This is a genomic window from Amycolatopsis sp. CA-211722 (genome assembly GCF_056828465.1).
The window spans coordinates 2,570,710-2,588,804 of the sequence record NZ_CP184752.1; the positions used below are offsets into that span (position 1 = coordinate 2,570,710).

The 18,095-nt window shown below is 70.0% G+C and carries 17 protein-coding genes; 9 read left to right on the plus strand and 8 right to left on the minus strand.

The genetic code is table 11. The features are described 5' to 3' along the window. Positions 1-8: 8 nt before the first annotated feature. Complete coding sequence (locus ACOCEP_RS12590; RefSeq protein WP_482337390.1) at positions 9-860, minus strand: ESX secretion-associated protein EspG; 852 nt, start codon at positions 858-860, stop codon at positions 9-11. A 470-nt stretch (positions 861-1,330) separates the two neighbouring features. Further along, entirely contained in the window at positions 1,331-4,258 is a 2,928-nt protein-coding gene (locus ACOCEP_RS12595) for a helix-turn-helix transcriptional regulator (RefSeq protein WP_482339700.1), read from the minus strand. Positions 4,259-4,731: 473 nt separating this feature from the next. Between ACOCEP_RS12595 and ACOCEP_RS12600 the strand changes: the two genes are divergently transcribed. Further along, a complete protein-coding gene (locus tag ACOCEP_RS12600; protein ID WP_482337391.1) occupies positions 4,732-5,835 on the plus strand; it encodes a S1 family peptidase in 1,104 nt (367 codons plus the stop codon). A 73-nt stretch (positions 5,836-5,908) separates the two neighbouring features. Here the strand turns inward: ACOCEP_RS12600 and ACOCEP_RS12605 are convergent, their stop codons facing one another. Both ACOCEP_RS12605 and ACOCEP_RS12610 read right to left on the minus strand, forming a co-directional pair. Continuing rightward, positions 5,909-6,313, minus strand: a complete 405-nt coding sequence (locus ACOCEP_RS12605) for an SsgA family sporulation/cell division regulator (protein WP_034319994.1) — start codon at positions 6,311-6,313, stop codon at positions 5,909-5,911. Between the two features lie 264 nt (positions 6,314-6,577). Beyond that, positions 6,578-7,051: an Lrp/AsnC family transcriptional regulator gene (locus ACOCEP_RS12610; RefSeq protein ID WP_192747544.1), complete on the minus strand. Its 474-nt coding sequence runs from the start codon at positions 7,049-7,051 to the stop codon at positions 6,578-6,580. Positions 7,052-7,276: 225 nt separating this feature from the next. On the opposite strand from ACOCEP_RS12610, the gene ACOCEP_RS12615 reads away from it, so the two are divergent. Further along, positions 7,277-8,275 (plus strand): beta-ketoacyl-ACP synthase III, encoded by a 999-nt coding sequence (locus ACOCEP_RS12615; protein ID WP_482337392.1) that lies wholly within the window; start codon positions 7,277-7,279, stop codon positions 8,273-8,275. Here ACOCEP_RS12615 and ACOCEP_RS12620 read toward each other — a convergent pair. Further along, entirely contained in the window at positions 8,262-9,737 is a 1,476-nt protein-coding gene (locus tag ACOCEP_RS12620) for an adenylate/guanylate cyclase domain-containing protein (protein ID WP_482339701.1), read from the minus strand. The genes ACOCEP_RS12615 and ACOCEP_RS12620 overlap by 14 nt on opposite strands. An 84-nt stretch (positions 9,738-9,821) precedes the next feature. Between ACOCEP_RS12620 and ACOCEP_RS12625 the strand changes: the two genes are divergently transcribed. Continuing rightward, entirely contained in the window at positions 9,822-10,322 is a 501-nt protein-coding gene (locus ACOCEP_RS12625; protein ID WP_482337393.1) for an FBP domain-containing protein, read from the plus strand. Positions 10,323-10,529: 207 nt separating this feature from the next. On the opposite strand, the gene ACOCEP_RS12630 is transcribed toward ACOCEP_RS12625, so the two are convergent. Both ACOCEP_RS12630 and ACOCEP_RS12635 read right to left on the minus strand, forming a co-directional pair. Further along, positions 10,530-11,345, minus strand: coding sequence for a class I SAM-dependent methyltransferase (locus ACOCEP_RS12630; protein ID WP_482337394.1), 816 nt, complete (start codon positions 11,343-11,345; stop codon positions 10,530-10,532). Positions 11,346-11,422: 77 nt separating this feature from the next. Next, complete coding sequence (locus ACOCEP_RS12635; RefSeq protein WP_482337395.1) at positions 11,423-12,115, minus strand: FadR/GntR family transcriptional regulator; 693 nt, start codon at positions 12,113-12,115, stop codon at positions 11,423-11,425. Between the two features lie 74 nt (positions 12,116-12,189). Here ACOCEP_RS12635 and ACOCEP_RS12640 point away from each other — a divergent pair, with 74 nt between their 5' ends. Further along, the gene (locus ACOCEP_RS12640; RefSeq protein WP_482339702.1) at positions 12,190-12,816 is read left to right on the plus strand and encodes a GNAT family N-acetyltransferase; all 627 of its coding nucleotides are present in this window, start codon (positions 12,190-12,192) and stop codon (positions 12,814-12,816) included. A 105-nt stretch (positions 12,817-12,921) separates the two neighbouring features. Beyond that, positions 12,922-13,683 (plus strand): sulfite exporter TauE/SafE family protein, encoded by a 762-nt coding sequence (locus ACOCEP_RS12645; protein WP_396554624.1) that lies wholly within the window; start codon positions 12,922-12,924, stop codon positions 13,681-13,683. 201 nt (positions 13,684-13,884) lie between these two features. Here ACOCEP_RS12645 and hisC read toward each other — a convergent pair whose 3' ends face one another. Further along, positions 13,885-14,940, minus strand: a complete 1,056-nt coding sequence (hisC, locus tag ACOCEP_RS12650; protein WP_482337396.1) for a histidinol-phosphate transaminase — start codon at positions 14,938-14,940, stop codon at positions 13,885-13,887. Positions 14,941-15,037: 97 nt separating this feature from the next. Here hisC and ACOCEP_RS12655 point away from each other — a divergent pair, with 97 nt between their 5' ends. From ACOCEP_RS12655 to ACOCEP_RS12670, 4 genes are read left to right on the plus strand one after another with little or no spacing between them, the layout of a single operon-like run. Further along, complete coding sequence (locus tag ACOCEP_RS12655; RefSeq protein ID WP_465414817.1) at positions 15,038-15,670, plus strand: dienelactone hydrolase family protein; 633 nt, start codon at positions 15,038-15,040, stop codon at positions 15,668-15,670. A 49-nt stretch (positions 15,671-15,719) separates the two neighbouring features. Continuing rightward, positions 15,720-16,199 carry a hypothetical protein gene (locus ACOCEP_RS12660; protein WP_482337397.1) on the plus strand — a complete coding sequence of 160 codons (480 nt, stop codon included), beginning with the start codon at positions 15,720-15,722 and terminating at the stop codon, positions 16,197-16,199. Continuing rightward, positions 16,199-17,329 carry a PPE domain-containing protein gene (locus tag ACOCEP_RS12665; RefSeq protein WP_482337398.1) on the plus strand — a complete coding sequence of 377 codons (1,131 nt, stop codon included), beginning with the start codon at positions 16,199-16,201 and terminating at the stop codon, positions 17,327-17,329. The genes ACOCEP_RS12660 and ACOCEP_RS12665 overlap by 1 nt, the downstream gene beginning before the upstream one ends. After that, complete coding sequence (locus tag ACOCEP_RS12670; protein ID WP_482337399.1) at positions 17,329-18,090, plus strand: ESX secretion-associated protein EspG; 762 nt, start codon at positions 17,329-17,331, stop codon at positions 18,088-18,090. The genes ACOCEP_RS12665 and ACOCEP_RS12670 overlap by 1 nt, the downstream gene beginning before the upstream one ends. Positions 18,091-18,095: the final 5 nt, after the last annotated feature.

An 18,095-nucleotide genomic window follows, 5' to 3' on the forward strand; every position in this document is an offset into this window, starting at 1 on the left:
CAGGAAGGTCAGTAGATGTCCGCGATGGCGTCCCGGATCGCGTTCGCCACGCCCGACTGACTCGCCGGGTCGTAGTGACCGATCACGGCGCCGGAGGCTTCGTCGGTCTCGGTCCGGATCAGGTACCGGCCGTCTTCGGTGTCGAGCCAGCTCAACGGCGTCGACCGGAGCCGTTCGCCGCGGCGGCCGATCCCGCTCACGATGATGTACCCGCCGCCGAGGCGGGTCCCGGACAGCACCTTCTCCAGGACCTCGACGTCGCTCTCGTCGTTGCGCGGCGCCGGGGCCTCGGACCGGGCGCGGACGACGCCGGTGAACTGGAGGTTGCCGAACGCGTCGGTCTCTTCCTCGTCGAATTCGGCTTCGGCCTGGCGGCGCGCGGCCATCGCGGAGACGGCGCGCTCCTCCTTCTGCACGAGGGTGCGGCGGCCGGTCGACGCGGGGCGCATCCGGGGCAGCACCCCGGAGAGGACCTCGACCAGCTCTTCGTCGGAGAAGAGCGCGAACTGCAGGAGGTCTTCGCCGTGGGCCTGCGTGATGCCGAGCGCCTGCCTGCCGTCGGTGAGCGCGAGAACGGCGATGTCCTGGCCGATACCGTCGATACCGTTGATCGAAACGGTGATCCGGTGGTTCCCGAGCAGCGCGAACGCGGTGCGGACGGCCTGGTTCAGCTCGCCGTCGATCGACAGGCGGCGCCGTTCGAGGTCGGTGTAGACCTTCCGGACGATCGCCGCGTAGCGCTCGGGGTCGATCGAAGTGTTCTGGACGCGCAAGGGAAACAAGCGGGCATCGACGCCAAGCGCCTGCCCGACCACTGTCGCCTCGACCGTCCCCAGCGCGAAATCGGCTCGCTCAGCCATGCTTCTGCGCTACTCCCTCACGGGGTCGGGCCCCGACTTTGTTAATGGCCAAAACAAACTAGCACAGCGCATGAACCTACGAAACCATACGTACACCGGTGAACCCGATGGAATGGATCACCATGCCCGATCGGGCACTTTTCCTGCCCCTAAAGGAATAGCGGGCACCGTGACCGGCCTGGTCGGCCGGTCTCCCGCCGGGTGCGGGCCGGCCCGGTCCGGGGGCGTCGCGAAAGCCACTTTCGCGACGTCTGAAGTCCCGAAAGTGGCTTTCGCGACACCCCCGCGGGCTCGTCGCGACGCTCCCGACTGTCCACAAGGGATGTTTCCAGGCCTTCGCTGCCTCGGTGACCGCCACGTACGCCCCACCTGCACCAAAAGGCACAACGGCCGCGCGTGAAGGCCCCCTTCCCTCGGCTCAGCCGAGGAAACGCGGCCTTCGCACCCTGCCCAGCCCCTCAGGTGGCGAGCTACCGGTCCGCCGAAGCGGGCGCGTAGGTCGTCATCCGGCGGGCCACGTCCGTCCGCGACCGGGCCCCGAGTTTCCGCAGCACCTTGGCGACATGCTGCTCGACCGTACGCGGGGAAAGGAACAGTCCGTCCGCTATCTCCCGGTTCGTCCGTCCGTCGGACAGCATTCGCGCGACCTCGAGTTCGCGAGGCGACAGCTCCTGGCCGTAGCCGCGCCGCCCGCGCTGCGAGGGGGCCCACGCGCCGTGTTCCCGCAGCTGGTGGCGGCAGCGGCCGGCGTCCCTGGTCGCGCCGAGCCGCTCGTAGGCCTCCGCGGCCGCCGTGAGCTCCTCGATCGCCGTGCGGTCGCCCGCGGCGTGACGGCCGGCGTTCAGCCGGGCCAGCGCCGCCCGCTCCCGGGCGCCGATCGCCTGATACGGCATCGGCAGCGCCTCGTAGCCCGCCGCGGCCTCGTCGAAAACCGTTGCCGCGGCGGGGTGTTTCCCGCGCGCGTCGAGCAGGATCGCCCGGCCGGCGAGCAGGGCCACCCCGGAGACCGGCGAGTCCTTGCCTTCGATCCCGCGGGCGAATTCCTCGACCACGGCGTCCGCCTCCGACCAGCGCCCGGCCCGCGTGTAGGCCTCGGCCGCGGCGGGCACCAGCGCCGCCGCCCACACCCAGACGCCCTTGCGCCGGGCCGCTGCGACGGCGTTGTCGGCCGCCGCGCACGCGCCGTCGACGTCGTCCGTCGCCAGGAGCACCCGGATCAGGACCCCGGCGGCCGAAAGGACGACGGGGATGGGCCCGTGCTCCGGGGCGTGGACGCTGGCCGCGGCCAGATGTCGTTGCGCGGCGGCGAATTCCCCGCGAACGGCGGACAACCCGCCGAGGACCAGCGAGCATTCCATGACGATCGGGCCGAGGTCGGGATAGGCGTCGCGCAGCTGTTCGGTGGCCTCCGCGAGACCGGACCAGTCGCCGCGCACCCAGTCGAGCCGGACCCGGGTGCCCTGCGCGAGCCCGGCGGCGTAGAGCGCCCCGGCGTCGGTCGCGCGGCGGATCCCTTCCGTGACCAGCTTTTCCGCCCTGGTCAGATGGCCCGCCCAGGACTGCGCGTCGGCGAGGTTGCACCACAACCGCGCCAGCTGGACCCGTTCGGCGACGCTGCCCGCCTGGTCCGGCAGCGCGGTGAACTCGGCCCAGGCCGATCCGTCGCCGATATGCGCCTGGGTGGAGATCCGGTCGCCGAGCAGCGCGAGCCGCAGTTCCGGGTCTTCGATCCGGCCGAAGACCTCGCGGGCCCGCTCCAGCCAGACCTCGTGCCAGGACAACGGGGTCAGCCCGTCGATCGGCTGGGCGAGCAGGTTGATCCCGCGCGCGGCCAGTTCCGGCTCGTCGACCAGTTCGGTGATCGCCTTCTCCACCTCGACCCGGCCGCGGCCGAGCCGCCCGATCGTGCGGACCAGCAGCATCCCGAGGCTGAGCCGGATCGTCCCGCGCACGCTCGGGCGCAGGTCGGCGAGGTCCTCGAGGATCCGCTCAAGTGTCTCGATGACGTCCGGTCGGAACCCGCGCAGCGCGACCTGGCTGAGCTTCGTGGCCAGCCGGGCGATGTCGTCCTCGCCGAGCCCCGAGTCGGCGAGCACGGACTGGAGCAGGTCGATGGCCCGGGACGTGTCGCCGTGGGCGATGGCCTCGTCGGCGGCGGCTTCGGCGTAGTGACGCCACTGTTCCGTCCGGCCCGCCGCGCGCGAGTGGTTCGCCAGCAGGGTGAGCGGCGGGACCGGCTGTCCGGCGAGCACCTGGATGGCGCGCGAATGCAGCAGGGTGCGTTCCGGTCCGCTCACCGTGTCGTAGACGGCCTTGCGGGCCAACGGATGCCGGAAGCCGTAGCGGTCGCCGCCGAGTTCGCCGAGGACGCCGCCATCCAAAGTGGACAAAAGGGCGGCGCGGAGCCCGTCACCGTCCAGCCCGGCGAGTTCGCCGATCACCGCGGGCTCGGACGGGACGGCGAGCACCGCCGCCGCGCGGGCCAGCCGGACGGCGGGCCCGGGGAGCGCGTCGAGCCGTTCGGTGATGGCCTCACGCAAGGAGATCGGGACTTCGAGGCTCTCCAGCAGCCGGTCGCTCAGGACCTCGCCGATCGGCAGACGTCCGGCCGCGTCCCGCAGCGCCCGCAGGGTCTCCTCGACCACGAACGGGATACCGGCGGTGCTTTCGTGGAGCTTCGCGGTGAACGGCGCGGAAACCCGCGGCAGGTCCAGCAGTTCCTCGGCCAGTTTCCCGACGGCCTCGACGTCGAGCGGGCCCAGCGTCACACGGGCGGTCTGGACGTTCGGCGGGGTGCGGAACGGGATGCCGGCGCCGCCGTGTCCCGACGGCGAGCCGGAGCGGTACGCCGCGACGACGGCCAGTTCGGCGGGCATGGCCGCGGCGAGGAAACGCATGAGGTCGCGGGTGCCTTCGTCGGCCCACTGGAGGTCGTCGATCAGGACGAGCGCGGGCCCGCAGGCGATCAGGAGTTCGCGGACGGCGCGGAACTGGCGGTGCCGTTCGGCGCACGGGTCGGCGAGTGGTTCCGGTTGGGGTGGAAGGCTTTCGGCCAGTTCGGGCAGCAAGGGTCTCAGTACCCCGGCGACCGGGCTGAGCGGACCGAGCGGCCGGTCGCCCGCCGAACGCAGCGCTTCGAGCACCGGTCCGAACGGGAACGGCTCACGCATCGGCTGGCAGGCACCCCGGAGCACCCGGGCGGCCGCGAATTCACGGCGTCCGGCCAGCTCTTCGAGCAACCTGCTGCGGCCCATCCCGGGTTCGCCTTCGATCAGCACGGCGGCGGGACGGCGCAGCAGGATCTTCACGATCGCCGAGACCTCGACGTCGCGGCCCACGAGCGCCGTCGATCCGGCGCGGACCGAAACCGAGGTCGGGCGAGGGGTGGCAAGCCACATCATGCGCTCCTCGGTGGGGAGTTCCCGCTGAGCCCGACACGATCTTGTGCGTTGTCCTGCGGAGCCTAAGCACTGCCTACTCAGTCGTAAACCACCCAACCCGGACACCACGGGCACCCCCCGAGGCCGTTCGCGGACGCAGCGTCACCGGTTGACTGACGGATCGTCGGTTGGAAAATCACCGGACACCCGAAACGTCGGCGACCAACCCGATTCAGCGAGTCATCCCACGTTCAGGGGGTGGCCATGACTACGCAAGGTATTTGCCTCGAAACCCTACTTACGGACGGCCCCGTCCGGGTGCCTGCTCTAGGTGTCCGCACCTGGAGCAGGAGATCCGGTCCCCGAAGAATGGGTATACCTATCCCGCGCCGACCCGGATTGCGCCCTTCGTCCGAGTCCAGAACCCTCACCCGTCAGGGGAGGGCCATCGCATGGCGAACCGGAGCCGTGCGTGATGACGAGGGAGAAGCATGAAGATCACGAAGCTCCTCGGTGTGGCCGCCACGGCAGCACTGGCCACCGGCGCGCTCGTCACGGGTACCCCCGCGGCAGCGACCTCAGCATCTTCGGACACTCTGCTCAACGCCGAGATGGTTCCCGCCCTGCAACGGGACCTCGGCCTGACCGCCGGCCAGGCGCTCGCCCGGATCCAGAGCGAGACGGCGGCCGGCACTCTCGAACAGTCACTCGCCTCGGCGCTCGCCGGCAGCTTCGGCGGCGCGAGCTACAACGAGGCCACCGGCAAGCTCCGCGTCGGCGTCACGGACGCGGCGAAACTGGGGCAGGTCCTCGCCAGTGGCGCGGAAGCGGAACTCGTCCGCTTCTCGGCGGCCCAGCTCGATTCCACTGTGGACAAACTGAACGCGGGTGAGCGCGCGGCGGACGGCGCGATCACCGGCTGGGGAGTCGACACCAAGACCAACCGCGTGACGGTGAGCGTCCTGCCGGGCAAGAGCGGCGTCGTCGACTCGTACCTGGAGAAGACCAAGGTGGACAAGGCCGCCGTCGCGGTGGTCGAGACCACTTCGGTGCCGACGCTGAAGTACGACGTCCGCGGTGGCGACGCGTACTACATCAACAGCTCTTCGCGGTGCTCGATCGGCTTCTCGGTCAACGGCGGCTTCCTGACCGCCGGCCACTGCGGCCCCGGCACGGTGACCGGCTCCAACCGGGTCGCGATGGGCTCGTTCGCCCGCGCCAGCTTCCCCGGGAACGACTACGGCCACGTCCGGGTCAACAGCAACTGGGTGCCGCGCGGGGTCATCAACAACGGCACCCGCGTGAGCGGTTCGACCGTGGCGGCCACCGGCGCGTCGGTCTGCAAGTCGGGGTCGACCACCGGATGGACCTGCGGCACCGTCGGCGCCAAGAACCAGACCGTCCGCTACGCCGAAGGCACGGTGTACGGCATGACCGCCACCAACGTCCGCTCGCAGGCGGGCGACTCCGGCGGTTCGTTCATCGCGGGCAACCAGGCCCAGGGCATGTTGTCCGGTGGCAACAGCTCGGTGACGTACTTCTTCCCGGTGCGGCCGGCGTTGTCCGCGACCGGGACCTCCCTGGTCCTGGGCTGACACAGGACGAAGGGCGGACCGAGTGCCTCCAGCGCACTCGGGCCGCCCTTCGTTTTCGTGCCGCGGGAAAGTCTCAGACGTTGCTGATCTCCTCGATCAGCGCTTCGACGTCGAAGTGCTCGCTCTCGGAGCCGAGCGGGACGAGCTCGTACGTGGACTCGAGGAACGTCTCGACGTCCTCACGTTCGAGCTCGAACGACGCGTAACCGTCGGGTGACTCGATTTCGAGCGTCAGCAGCGCCTCGTCCTCCGAGAGGTCGGGGCGGACACGGACGTCGCCGAGCCCGGCGGGGTCGGTGAGGCCGGTGACGAGCAGCTCACGCGCGAAGGTCCACTCGACCCACCGGCCGCGCTCCGTCCGGAACGACACGGTGACCGCGAACGGCTCGCCGGCGTGGAAGGACAGGCGGGAAAGAACGGGCGTGCTGCTGTTGTTCAGCAGAACGAACTGGCTCTGGTGAATTGCGTCGGTGTGCACGGCCACTCCTCTGGTGCTCGTGGTTCGCGCGGCGCGAACTTTTCGTCTCGGGGAGGAGATGGCCGGACCTGCGCCGGATGACGCGACTGCGACGACGTTCACGCTATCGGCTGCATCTGTCCATAGTGGTGTAACGCCGGGCACAGACCCCTTGCGCTCGGTCCTTTTTGGATGAAGGAGCGCCGAAGGACGCCATACCCGCATGCGACGCGGTGAAGGGCGCTTTCGCCCCATGAGACGCGGGGAAAGTCCCCTTCGGCCCCCTCAGGGCTCCAGTGGCAGCGACAGTCCCGTCTTGACCCGGTCCATCGCCACCGACGTCGTGAAGTGCCGGACGTTCGGGTTGTCGAAGAACATCCGCCGCGTGAACGTCTCGAAATCCGCCATGTCCCGGCAGGTCACCACGAGCACGAAATCCGCGTTACCGGTGACGTAGTAACACTGCTGGACGTTGTCGTCCGCGAGCACCTGACGCCGGAACCCGTCGAGGACCGCGAGGTTCTCGCGTTCCATCTCGACCATCACCACGAACGTCATCGACAGCCCGAGCGCCCGCGGGGACAGCACCGCCACCTCGCGTTCGATCACCCCGGTCTCCCGCAGCCGCTTGATCCGCCGCTGCACGGCGGCCGCCGACAGGCCCACCTTCGCGCCGATGTGCTCGGCGATCGTGCGGGCGTCGGACTGGAGGCAGGCGAGGATGGCGACGTCCATGCGGTCGAGGTCGGGTGTGTGCACCTGGTCAGGCTAGCCGGACGGCTCTCCCGGGCGCCTGTTCTCCGCGCGCGCTTCGGCGCGGTGTGCGTCACCCGTTCGGGTGGGCGGCCCGTGTGCCCGGTCACTCCGGGAAAAGAAGGTGAGAATTCTTTGAATTGTGACCCGGAACACAACTGACGGGTCTACTGAATGGTAGCGCTTACAAGTGAATGGCAGACCTCTCATTCCCCGCGAAAGGATTCCTCGGTGCCCTCATCTCAGGCCGCCGTTCTCGCCGGTCTCGGCTCGTGGCTGCCTCCGCGCGTGGTGGGCAACGAGGAGATCGCCCAGCGGCTGGACACCTCCGATGAGTGGATCCGCTCGCGGACCGGCATCGCCGAACGCCGGGTCGTCGACCCCGGGACGTCCACTGTGGACCTCGCGGTCGAGGCGGGACGCCGGGCCTTGGCGTCGGCGGGGGAGACCGCGGCGGACGCGGTCGTCCTCGCGACGTCCACGGCCGACCAGCTGTGCCCGGCCAGCGCGCCGCAGGTCGCGACCGAGCTCGGGCTGAACGGGGTCGCCGCGTTCGACGTCAACGCCGTGTGCAGCGGGTTCGTCTACGGGCTCGCCACCGGCGCCGGGCTGATCGCCGCCGGGATCGCGCGGCGGGTGCTGGTGATCGGCGCCGACGTCTTCACCTCCCTCGTCGACCCCGAAGACCGCGGCACGGTGCCGATCTTCGGCGACGGCGCGGGCGCGGTCCTGCTGCGCGCGGGCGAGCCGGACGAGCTCGGCGCGCTCGGCCCGTTCGACCTGCACAGCGAAGGCGCGCTCGCGGAGCTGCTCTGGGTCGAGGCGGGCGGCGCGAAGAACCGCCGCTCGGACGATCCGCGCGACCACTACCTGGTGATGCAGGGCCAGACCGTCTTCCGGCACGCCTGTGCCCGCATGGCCGAATCGGCGCGCGCGGTGCTGGGCTCCGCGGGCTGGGCGGTCGGCGACGTCGACCGGTTCATCGGGCACCAGGCGAACATCCGCATCCTGCAGACCTGCGCGAAGCAGCTCGGGCTCGCGGAGGACGTGATGTACTCGAACATCGAGAAGGTGGGCAACACGAGCGCCGCGTCGATCCCGATCGCGCTGGCCGACGCCGCCAAGGACGGTGCCCTCCAGCCGGGGCACCGCGTCGTGATGGGGGCCTTCGGCGCAGGGCTGACCTGGGGCTCGACGCTGCTGCGCTGGCCGGACGTCATTCCCGGCTGAGCGCCCAGGCGTGCGTCGGTTCCTGGCGACCGCGCAGTTCCAGTTCCGCGTACGGCTCCCAGTGCGAACGCTCGCTCTCCAGGGCCGCTTTGAGCACCGCTTCGCTCGCCAGGATCCGGCCGTCGGCGGCTTTCGCGTACTCGGTCAGCCGCGCGGCCTCGTTCACCGCGTCGCCGATGACGGTGTACTCGAACCGGCTGCTGGTCCCCAGCTGACCGGCGAAGACCCGCCCGCTCGCGACCCCGATGCCGAGGTCCAGCTCGCCGGTCTCCTGGACCGCGTCCCGGATCGCCCGTGCGGCCGCGAGCGCCGCCGTCGGCGCGTCCGCGAGCCTGGTCGGGGCGCCGAAGACGCAGAGCGCGGCGTCACCCTGGAACTTGTTGACCAGCCCGCCGCGCGCCCCGACGGCGAGCACCACACTGGTGAAGAACCGGTTGAGCATCTTCACGAGGTCTTCGGGCGGGGTGCGGCTCGCCAGCGCCGTCGAATCGACGACGTCGACGAACAGAGCCGTCACCTCGCGCACGTCACCCGACAGGGAGGCGCCGTACTCCAGCGCGTGCCGCGCGACCTCGTCCCCGACGTGCCTGCCGAACAGATCCCGCATCCGTTCCTGCTCGCGGAGCCCGGCGGCCAGGTCGTTGACCGACGTCTGGAGCAGGCCGATCTCGCTGGAGTCGTCGACCTCGACCACGATCTCCTTGTTGCCGCGGGCGATCTCGTCGAGGGCGACCCGCAGCCGGTGCAGCGGCGTCGCGACGGCCTTGGCGAGCAGGCCCGTCCCGATCGCGCCGACGCCCAGCCCGATCACCGAAATCATGATCAGGCTGGCGACGTGGTCACCCTGGCCGAGATCCGGCGGCGTGGCCACCAGCAGCACCCCGAGGAACGGGACGCCGCTCGCCAGCGACCAGGTGACGACCACCCTGGTCAGCACGGTGACCTTGAGCGTCCCCTTCGGCGGGGTCACCTTGAGCGCGATCGTCATCACCGGCCGGGCGACCCATTCGGCGGCGAGATAGGTGAGGCCGACCGTGGTGAGCCCGCCGAGCCCGATCACCAGCGCCATCCCGAGCGCGTCCATCCAGGACCCGAGCACCCACGCGAGCGCGCCGAGCGCGATCGTGCCGATCAGCCACAGTGTCCCGCTGACGATCCCCATGTCGACCGGGAGCCGGAGCGCCCGCTCGGCCTCGGCCTTCGTCGGCGGGCGGCCGAACACGAACCAGACCGCCGTGCGGCGCTGGAGCCACGCCGTCCACAAGGTGCCGACGATCAGCGCCAGCGCGACGATGCCGGCCGCGGTGACGCCGAGGATCCAGCCGCGATCGCCGACCTCGCTCGGCAGGCCCTGCAGGAGCAGCAGCAACGCGACCACTCCGGCACCGCACACACTGGATCCGACACCGAGCGCGGCGAAGCCGAGACTGGTCCTGAGCACCAGCCGGAACCGGCTCGACATCGTCATCCCGCGCACCCGGTGATCGTATGACCTCCGGCGGAAAACGGTTCGCCCGTTCCCGGGCGCGGTGGTTACCGTGCGGGTATGGAACCGCTGGGCCAGGACGAGATCAGGGCGTCCTTCGTGAACTGCACCCGAGGCGAGGCCAAAGGGGTCACGCTGCCCGCCCGGCCCGAAGAGATCCCTTGGGACGACAGGGAATTCCTCGGCTGGCGCGATCCGAAGGCCGTCTCCCGGGCGTATCTGGTGCTGCCGTACCGCGGGGAAACCGTCGGGCTGTCCCTCCGGGCCGCTCCCCGGCCGAAGGGCCGTGTCCTGCTGAGCAACATGTGCGGCCTGTGCACGACGACACATCCGCTGTCCGACATCGCGCTGTTCTCCGGCCGCCGCGCCGGGAAATCCGGGCGGGAGGGGAACACGCTCGGCATCTACGCGTGCGCGAATCTGGCGTGCAGCCAGTACATCCGCGGCGAGCTGAAGCCGGACGTGCCGCAGCCGTTCGAGTCGTTGACGCTGGAGGAACGCGTCTTGCGGCTGGAGGACAAACTGCACCGGTTCGTCGAGCGGGTGCTGGAGTCCCGCTGACGCCTCGTGAGTGGCTAGGACGGTCATCGAGAAGTAAGGCAAAGGTGTCGTGGTCCCGGCCACTCGCCCGCGCAGGCCACCTCACCACCGGTGCCCGTGTCGCGAAAGCCACTTTCGCGACACCTGATGTCCCGAAAGTGGCTTTCGCGACACGTTCGATAGGCGGAAGCCCGCGAAAGCCCTTACCACTCACGAGCCGAACCGCCCTCAGAACCGCATCCGCAGGATCCGCCCCATCTTCTTGAACGCCGGGAACAGTCCCGCGAACCACAACTGCGCCCGCATCGACGCCGAAATCCGCGCCTTCACCTCAGGTGTCGCGTAATCCGTCGAGTCGAGCTTCGAGACCAGCGTCAAGCCGAGCCGTTCCAGTTCGGAGATCTCGTCGATACCCCAGTACAGCGTCGCCTTGGCCTTGCGGACCACGGGATTCAGCTTCTGCAGCTTGATCCCCAGCCTGCTGAAGACGTCGAAGACCATTTCGCCGCCCTGCGGGAAATGCGCGATCAATCGCCGCACCAATTCCTCGCCTTCGGACGGCCGCAGGTACATCGTCAGCCCCTCGGCGATCACCAGGCCGGGTTTGTCGGACGGGATCTCGTCGAGCCAGCCGAAATCCGTCACGGAGGTGCCGATGGCGCGGTATCCGGCCCGTTCGGGGTAGATCCGGGCGCGCAGATCGACGACCTCGGGATAGTCGACGTCGAACCACCGCACCGAAGGTGGCGGGTCGACGCGGTACACGCGGCTGTCCATCCCGCAGCCGAGCTGGACGACGGTCGCGTCCGGGTGCTCCCGGAGGAACGAAGCGGCCCAGTCGTCCATCGGTTTGGCCCGCATCGCGACGGTCAGGCCCATGTCGGCGTTCACGCCCAGCGACGCGAAGTCGTAGTCGATCTGCTGGACGGCCTCGTCGGCGGCCTTGTCGCCGAGGATCGGCCGATCGCTCCGGGCGTCGAGCGCCCGGCCGTACAGCGTGGCGAGCATCGTCGCCTTCTCTTCGGTGAACCGGACCTTCTCCATCGCACACCCCCGTCAGAAGTTTCACAATCTTCTGAAAACTCTACTCGCACGGATCCACGCGCGCCATCAAGGAAACGTCAATCCCCGGACGTGTAGTCGTGGACGTAGGTCTTCGCGTCGAGCAGATGCCGCAGGGTGATCTCCCGCGCGGCCGCCGCGTCCGAACCGCGGATCGCCTCGAGGATCGCGCGATGCTCGTCGACGGCCTTCCGGATCTGCCCCGGAAGCCGCAGCGCCGCGCGCCGCTCCTCGCCGACCAGCGACAGCACCGAACGCAGCAGATCGGTGACGTCGTCGTTGCCCGCGTTCTCCGCTATCACCCGGTGGAATTCGGCGTCCGCCGCGATCACGCGCAGCATGTCGCCGTCGGCCGCGGCCCGGTCCATCTCGTCGACGGTGCCCGTCAGCCGTTCGAGCACCCGTGGCGTGTGGTCGAGCGCGAGCCGCTCGGCCAGCGTCGGCTCGACTGTGGTCCGCAGGTCGAACAGCTTCTCGACCAGTTGCTCGTGCTCGGAGAACCAGCCGCGCAGGGGCCGCTCGTCGAGGTTCTCGCGGACGTAGGTGCCCGACCCCGGCCGCACCTGCACGTAACCGATGGAATCCAGCACCCGCAACGCCTGGCGCAGCGAACCGCGGCTGATCCCGAGCTGTTCGCAGAGCGCCCGTTCGGCGGGCAGTCTCGACCCGGCGGGGAGCCTGCCCGAGTCGATCATCGTGCGCAGATGATCGACCGTCGCACTCCACACCTGTTCGCGCCCGTCGCCCGCCACGGTGCCATCCTCGCAGGTTCGGCGGAACGCCCGGAATTGTCGGTGCGGGGTGTCATCATCCGGGGATGACTGGGGTGACAGGACTGATCAAGGCCTGGGTGCACGGCTGGGCGCTTTCGCGCGGTGTCGGGCTCCCGGTCGCCGAGCCGGACGGCTACCGGCTCGACGTCGGGCGTCCCGGGCACCGCGTGAGATATGTGCTGGCGGACGCCGGATCGGTCGAGCGCCGGGCGCGTTCGCTGACCGAACCCGGAACCTGGCTGAAGGTGAGTGGATCGCGGGACGAGGTGGCGAAGACGGTGCCGCCGGAGTGGAAGGTCGGCCCGCCGGAGTACCTGATGAGCGCCCCGATCGCGCTGCGGCCCGTGCTGGCCGCGCCCGAGCCGTACCGGGCGGAGCTGGTCGGCGACGGCGTGGTCACCGACGTGGTGGTGCGCGCGCCGGACGGTTCGCGCGCGGCCACCGGCCGGGTCGCGATCGCCGGCGGCACGGCGGTGATCGATCAGGTCGTGACGGAGCCCGAGCACCAGCGGCGAGGGCTGGGCAGATTCGTGATGCGCAGGCTCGACGAGGTGGCGATCGCCGCCGGGGCGGAGCGAGCGGTCCTGGTCGCGACGGAGGAGGGTCGCGCGCTGTACCTGACCCTCGGCTGGACGGTCGCCGCGGAGATCACCGCGGCCCATCTGCCGGAAGAGAACTGAAGGTTCCCCGCGAACGAGACATAACGGGCTCGTTGAATGTTCGACCAGACACATCCGCGGCGCGAAAGGAGGTAACGGTGCTTAGGGTGCGGACGTGAGCGCTTTATGACGTGGTGGCACGCGGTCGTGATCTTCGTCGCGGGGCTTTGGGCGGGCACCATCAACACGGTCGTCGGCTCGGGCACGCTCGTGACTTTCCCGGTCCTGGTCGCGCTCGGCTACTCGCCGCTGACGGCGACGACCTCCAACGCGATCGGCCTCGCTCCCGGCACGGTCAGCGGGGCGATCGGCTACCGGGAGGAGCTCAAGGGCTACTGGCCCCAGGTCGCCAAACTCGCCGTGGCGTCGTTCTTCGGCGCGATCTGCGGGACGATCCTGCTGCTCTCGCTGCCGAAGGACGCTTTCGAGACCGTCGTACCCGCGCTGGTCGGTCTGGCGGTGGTGCTCGTGATCGTCCAGCCGCGAGTGGCCGCCTGGGTCGCGAAGCGCCGCGAGGAGAACGGGACGGTCCACAAGATCGGGCCGCTCCTGCTGTTCCTGATCTTCCTGATCGGCATCTACGGCGGATACTTCACGGCCGCGCAGGGCGTGATGATGATGGCCGTGATGGGGATGTTGATGTCGGAGTCGCTGCAACGGCTCAACGGCGTCAAGAACGCCCTGTCGGCGGTGGTGAACATCGTCGCGGGCGCGATCTACGCCTTCATCGCGCCGGTCAGCTGGCCCGTGGTCGCGCTGCTCGCGGTCGGGTCGACGATCGGCGGCCAGATCGGCGCGAAGATCGGCCGCAAGCTCTCGCCGAAGGTGCTGCGCGGCGTGATCGTCGTGATCGGCCTCGCCGCGATGGTGCAGCTGCTCCTCAAGTAGGGAACGGCCCGCACTCGGCCGACCGAACGCGGGCTTCCCTGGCGGCCTGGGCTCGTGCTCGTGTCGCGAAAGCCACGTTCGGGACGTCAGGTGTCGCGAAAGTGGCTTTCGGGACAGTGTCCTGCCTGGCCCCGAAAGGAACGGCCCGCACTCGGCCGACCGAACGCGGGTCGACGAAGCGTGGGCCGGCCGAAAACGTCGTCAGCGCGGGAAATCCCCGGCCGCTTCGAGGAAGAGGTCGTTCTCCTCAGGTGTCCCGATGGTCACTCGCGCGCCTTCGCCCGCGAAGGGACGCACGATCAGCTTGCGCTCCAGCGCGTGCTCCGCGAACTCGGTCGTCCGCTCGCCCAGCGGCAGCCAGACGAAGTTCGCCTGCGTCTCCGGCACCTCGTAACCCTTGGCCACCAAGGCATCCCGGACGCGAGTGCGCTCCGAGACGATCTCCTTGCAGCGTTCCAGCAGCTCGTCGGCCGCGTCGAGCGAGGCGATGGCCGCCGCCTGGGCGATCATGTTCACCGAGAACGCGATGTAGACCTGCTTCAGCGCGACGGTGATCGCTTCCGGCGCCACCGCGTAACCCACGCGGAGGCCGGCGAGGCCGTAAGCCTTCGAGAAAGTCCGCAGTACCGCGACGTTGTCCCTGCCGCGCGCGAGTTCGACGCCGTCCGGCACCTCGGCGTCGGTCACGAACTCCTTGTACGCCTCGTCGAGCACGACGAGCACACCCGAGGGCACGGCGTCGAGGAAACGCTCCAGTTCGGCCCGGCGCACGACCGTCCCGGTCGGGTTGTTGGGGTTGCACACGAAGACCAGCCGCGTCTTGGGCGTGATCGCGGCCAGCATCGCGTCCAGGTCCAGCCCGTGCCCGGCGGTCAGCGGCACCTTCACGCTGACGGCGTTCGCCACCTGCGCGACGATCGGGTACGCCTCGAACGAACGCCACGGGAAGACGACCTCGTCGCCCGGGCCGCACAGCGCCTGGATCATCTGCTGGCAAAGGGAAACCGAACCGCAACCGACGGCGATCCGCTCGACGGGCTCGTTCAGCTCGCGGGCCAGCCGCTCGACGAGCCCGGAAGCGGTGATGTCCGGGTACCGGTTGATGCCCCGCGCCGTCTCGGCTATGGCCTGCGCCACACTCGGCAGCGGCCCACCGGGGACCTCGTTGCTCGCCAGCTTGATCGCACCCTGGATTGTCCGGCCAGGGACGTACTTCGGCAACGATTCGAGATCCGCACGCGGCGAAACAGGTGACATCTTCGGCGCTCCTACGTCTGGGGGACGGCTCCGACACCGTATCCTCCCGCGCCCGCGCAAGCTCCGAATATTTACCTAAGAGTGGTCTGATGGAGGAATGACCCTGACGACCACGGTGGAACACCAGCACGCCGACGGCCACACGCTGCGCCTGACCTTCGCCGAACCGGACGGTGTCGTCCGCGGCGGACTGGTGGTGCTGCACGAGGAGGCCGAAGAGGTCGAAGAGGGTCTGGGCCTGCTCCTGGCCGGGCTCGCGGGCGAAGGCTGGCTCACCGTCACCCCGCATCTCGACCGCGACGACCTCACGCAGCAGGACCTCCTCGAAGCCACCGACGCGACGCTTTCCTGGCTCGCCGAGCGTGGTGTCCAGGCGGATCTCGTCGGTGTCGTCGGTTTCGACCTCGGCGGGACGGCCGCGCTGGTCGTGGCGTCGAATCGCAGGCTGGGCGCGGCGGTCAGCGTCGGCGGGCAGGGCGTCACCGGGCTGCCGGTGCTGGTCGAGATCGCCGGACGGCTCACCAGTCCTTGGCTCGGCATGTACGGCGACGCGGGCGACGAGGCCGGAGGCGCCGAAGTCGAGCAACTTCGCGACGCGGCGGCGACGGCGAACGTCGCCACGAACGTCGTCCACTACCCGGGCGCCAACCACCGTTTCGACGCCGACCCGGACGCGGCCGCGGAGGCCTGGCAGCGCACGCTGAATTGGTTCGACGCCCACCTGCGATGACTCCGTTCGCGCTAGCATTCCCCTTCAGATGTGACAGGGGAGGGGTCCGATGGCACAGTCACCCGAAACGCGTGTGACGGCACAAGCCGCGTTCGGAGCTTCGGCGCCGGCCTTGGCGCCGCTGGCGAGCAAGATCCGGGCCGCCAAGACCGATGCCAAGAAGGGGACCGTCAAGGTCACCGAGGACGCCGCCAAGAAGCTCATCGACGCGCTGCTGAAAGCCCGGCAGGAGCTCGATGCCCTGATCAAGGGTTCGACGGAACTCAAGGCGCCCTTGAAACTGGGCGACAACTTCGTCGGGCACACGATGAGCGACCGGTTCCAGGGCGCCGCGACCAAGGGAACCGAAGCCGCCGTCCCCGTCCTCACCGATTTCGCCGGTGTCCTCGAAGACTTCCAGCTCACCGTGAAGGCGGCGCGGAAGCTGTACGTCGCCGCGGACGAGGAGGGGCAGGAACGCATCGAGCGGATCGCCCGCAAGTTCGACATGGAAGACGTCGTCGACCACGAGCGGAAGGACGAGCGCTGATGCGGATCCTGCCCATGCCGTGGCCGCCCCGCGAGCCCGACCCGGAACCCGGCCCCGACAGCCTCTACGCCGACATCGACTACATGACCATCCCGCACCGGCAGCTCTACGAGATGGTCCACAACGAGCTGGATCTGGCGAGCGCGGAGGCCGTCGCCGGCCAGTGGGCGACCATCGGGGTGGTCCTCGACCGGATCGGTTCCGAGCTGCGAGCGGCCATCATCGCGACCGCCGACGGCTGGACGGGCGAGGGCGCGGAACGGGCTCGCGACGTCGCGATCAAGCTCGTCGACTGGGCGAGCGAGACGAGCCTGCGGGCCGACAACGTCGCGAACTGCGTACGCCGCCAGGCGGACATCGCCGAAACCGCGCGGCGCACGATGCCCGAACCGCCGGGATACGCGCCGCTTCCCAAGCTGCCGGAGCGGCCGACGCGCCGCCCGATCCCGGTGGCGGACCTGGATTCGACGCAGGCCATGTCGGCCGCGCCGCCGTCGGGAGGCGGATTCGCCGAAGCCGGGCGGCTCGTCGCCGAACCCACTGACGAGAGCGCACAGGACCTGCATCGTCAGGCCGCCGACGTGATGACGAGGATGCAGCGCAGTTCCGGCGAGGTCTACGAGAAGGTCCCTCAGTTCGTCTCGTACGGCGAACAGCCGAAGATCCTCGAGAAACCCGAAGAACCCAAGCCGGAGCCCGAACCGGACCCGAAGCCGGAGACACCGCCGGACGACTCCACGAGCAGCAGCGGTACCGATGACGCCGCTCCGATCCCGGTGCGGGAACCCGTCGTCGAGGCGCCGCGCCAGCCCGGCGCGAGCAGCGGTGCCGTCGTCCCGCCGCCCGGCGTCGCCGGCACGGCCCAGGACCTGGGGCAGGGCAGCCGGTCCGGTGTCGGCGGGTTCGGCCCGGCGGGGCAGCAGCCCGGTCAGGTCGCCGGGACCAGGGCCGCGGCCGCGGGAATCGGCGGGATCGGCGGGATGCCGATGGGGATGATGCCGCCGCAAGGGCAGCAGGACGGCGAAAGCCGCAAGTCGCCGGGCTATCTCGTCGAGGATTCCGACGTCTGGGGTCTCGGCGGGCACGTGACCCCGCCGGTCATCGGCGAAGACCCGAGGACCGACCGCTGATGGACTGGATCCGGCTGCACGTCGGCGAGCTGTTCCTGCTCTGGTCGGCGCACGGACGCGACGAACTGCCCGCGGTACTGGAGGTCCCGCACGTCGGGCGGACACCGGAGTTCCGGGCGGAACTGGTGGCCACGGCGAGCGCGACGCTGTCCGAACGCGGCCTCGGCACGGTGGACGAGCCGTCGCCCGAACTGGTGCGGCTGCTGCACACCATCGCGAACAGCGAACTCACGCTGGACCTGCGGCTCGACGGCGAACCGGCGTACCGGGCCGTCGGCTGCGTATCCGATCGCGGCGCGGTCGCGATCGGCGTCTCGGGCACCGACGTCGAGCTGTCCGCGCTGCGGGAACCGCTCGTCGCGGCGACCCTGCTGCAGGCGTTGCCGCCGTGCGAGCAGGGACGGGGCCTCTCGGTCAACCTGCGGGTCGACGACTACACGGCCGCTTGCGAGGCGGGGGAACGCGGTGGGCAGCCGGCGTTCTCCGACGTCCTGCGCGACGCCGGGCTGCGGGAACCCGAGGTCATCGTGCTGGTCCGGATCGCGACGCGGCGGATCGGCGGCGGACGGCTCGGCGCGGCCAGGAAGTCGTGGGAGGGCCGCTGGGTGCGCGGCGAAGGAACGTTGACCTGGGTGGACACTCCCGACGGCCGCTACGGGCTTCGCCGCGATCGAGGGTGGCTGACCGTCACCCCGCTCGACGCGTCGCGGCTGAAGGCGATGGCGTACGAGCTGTTCACGGGGGCTCGCCAGTTCGGTTAACGAGG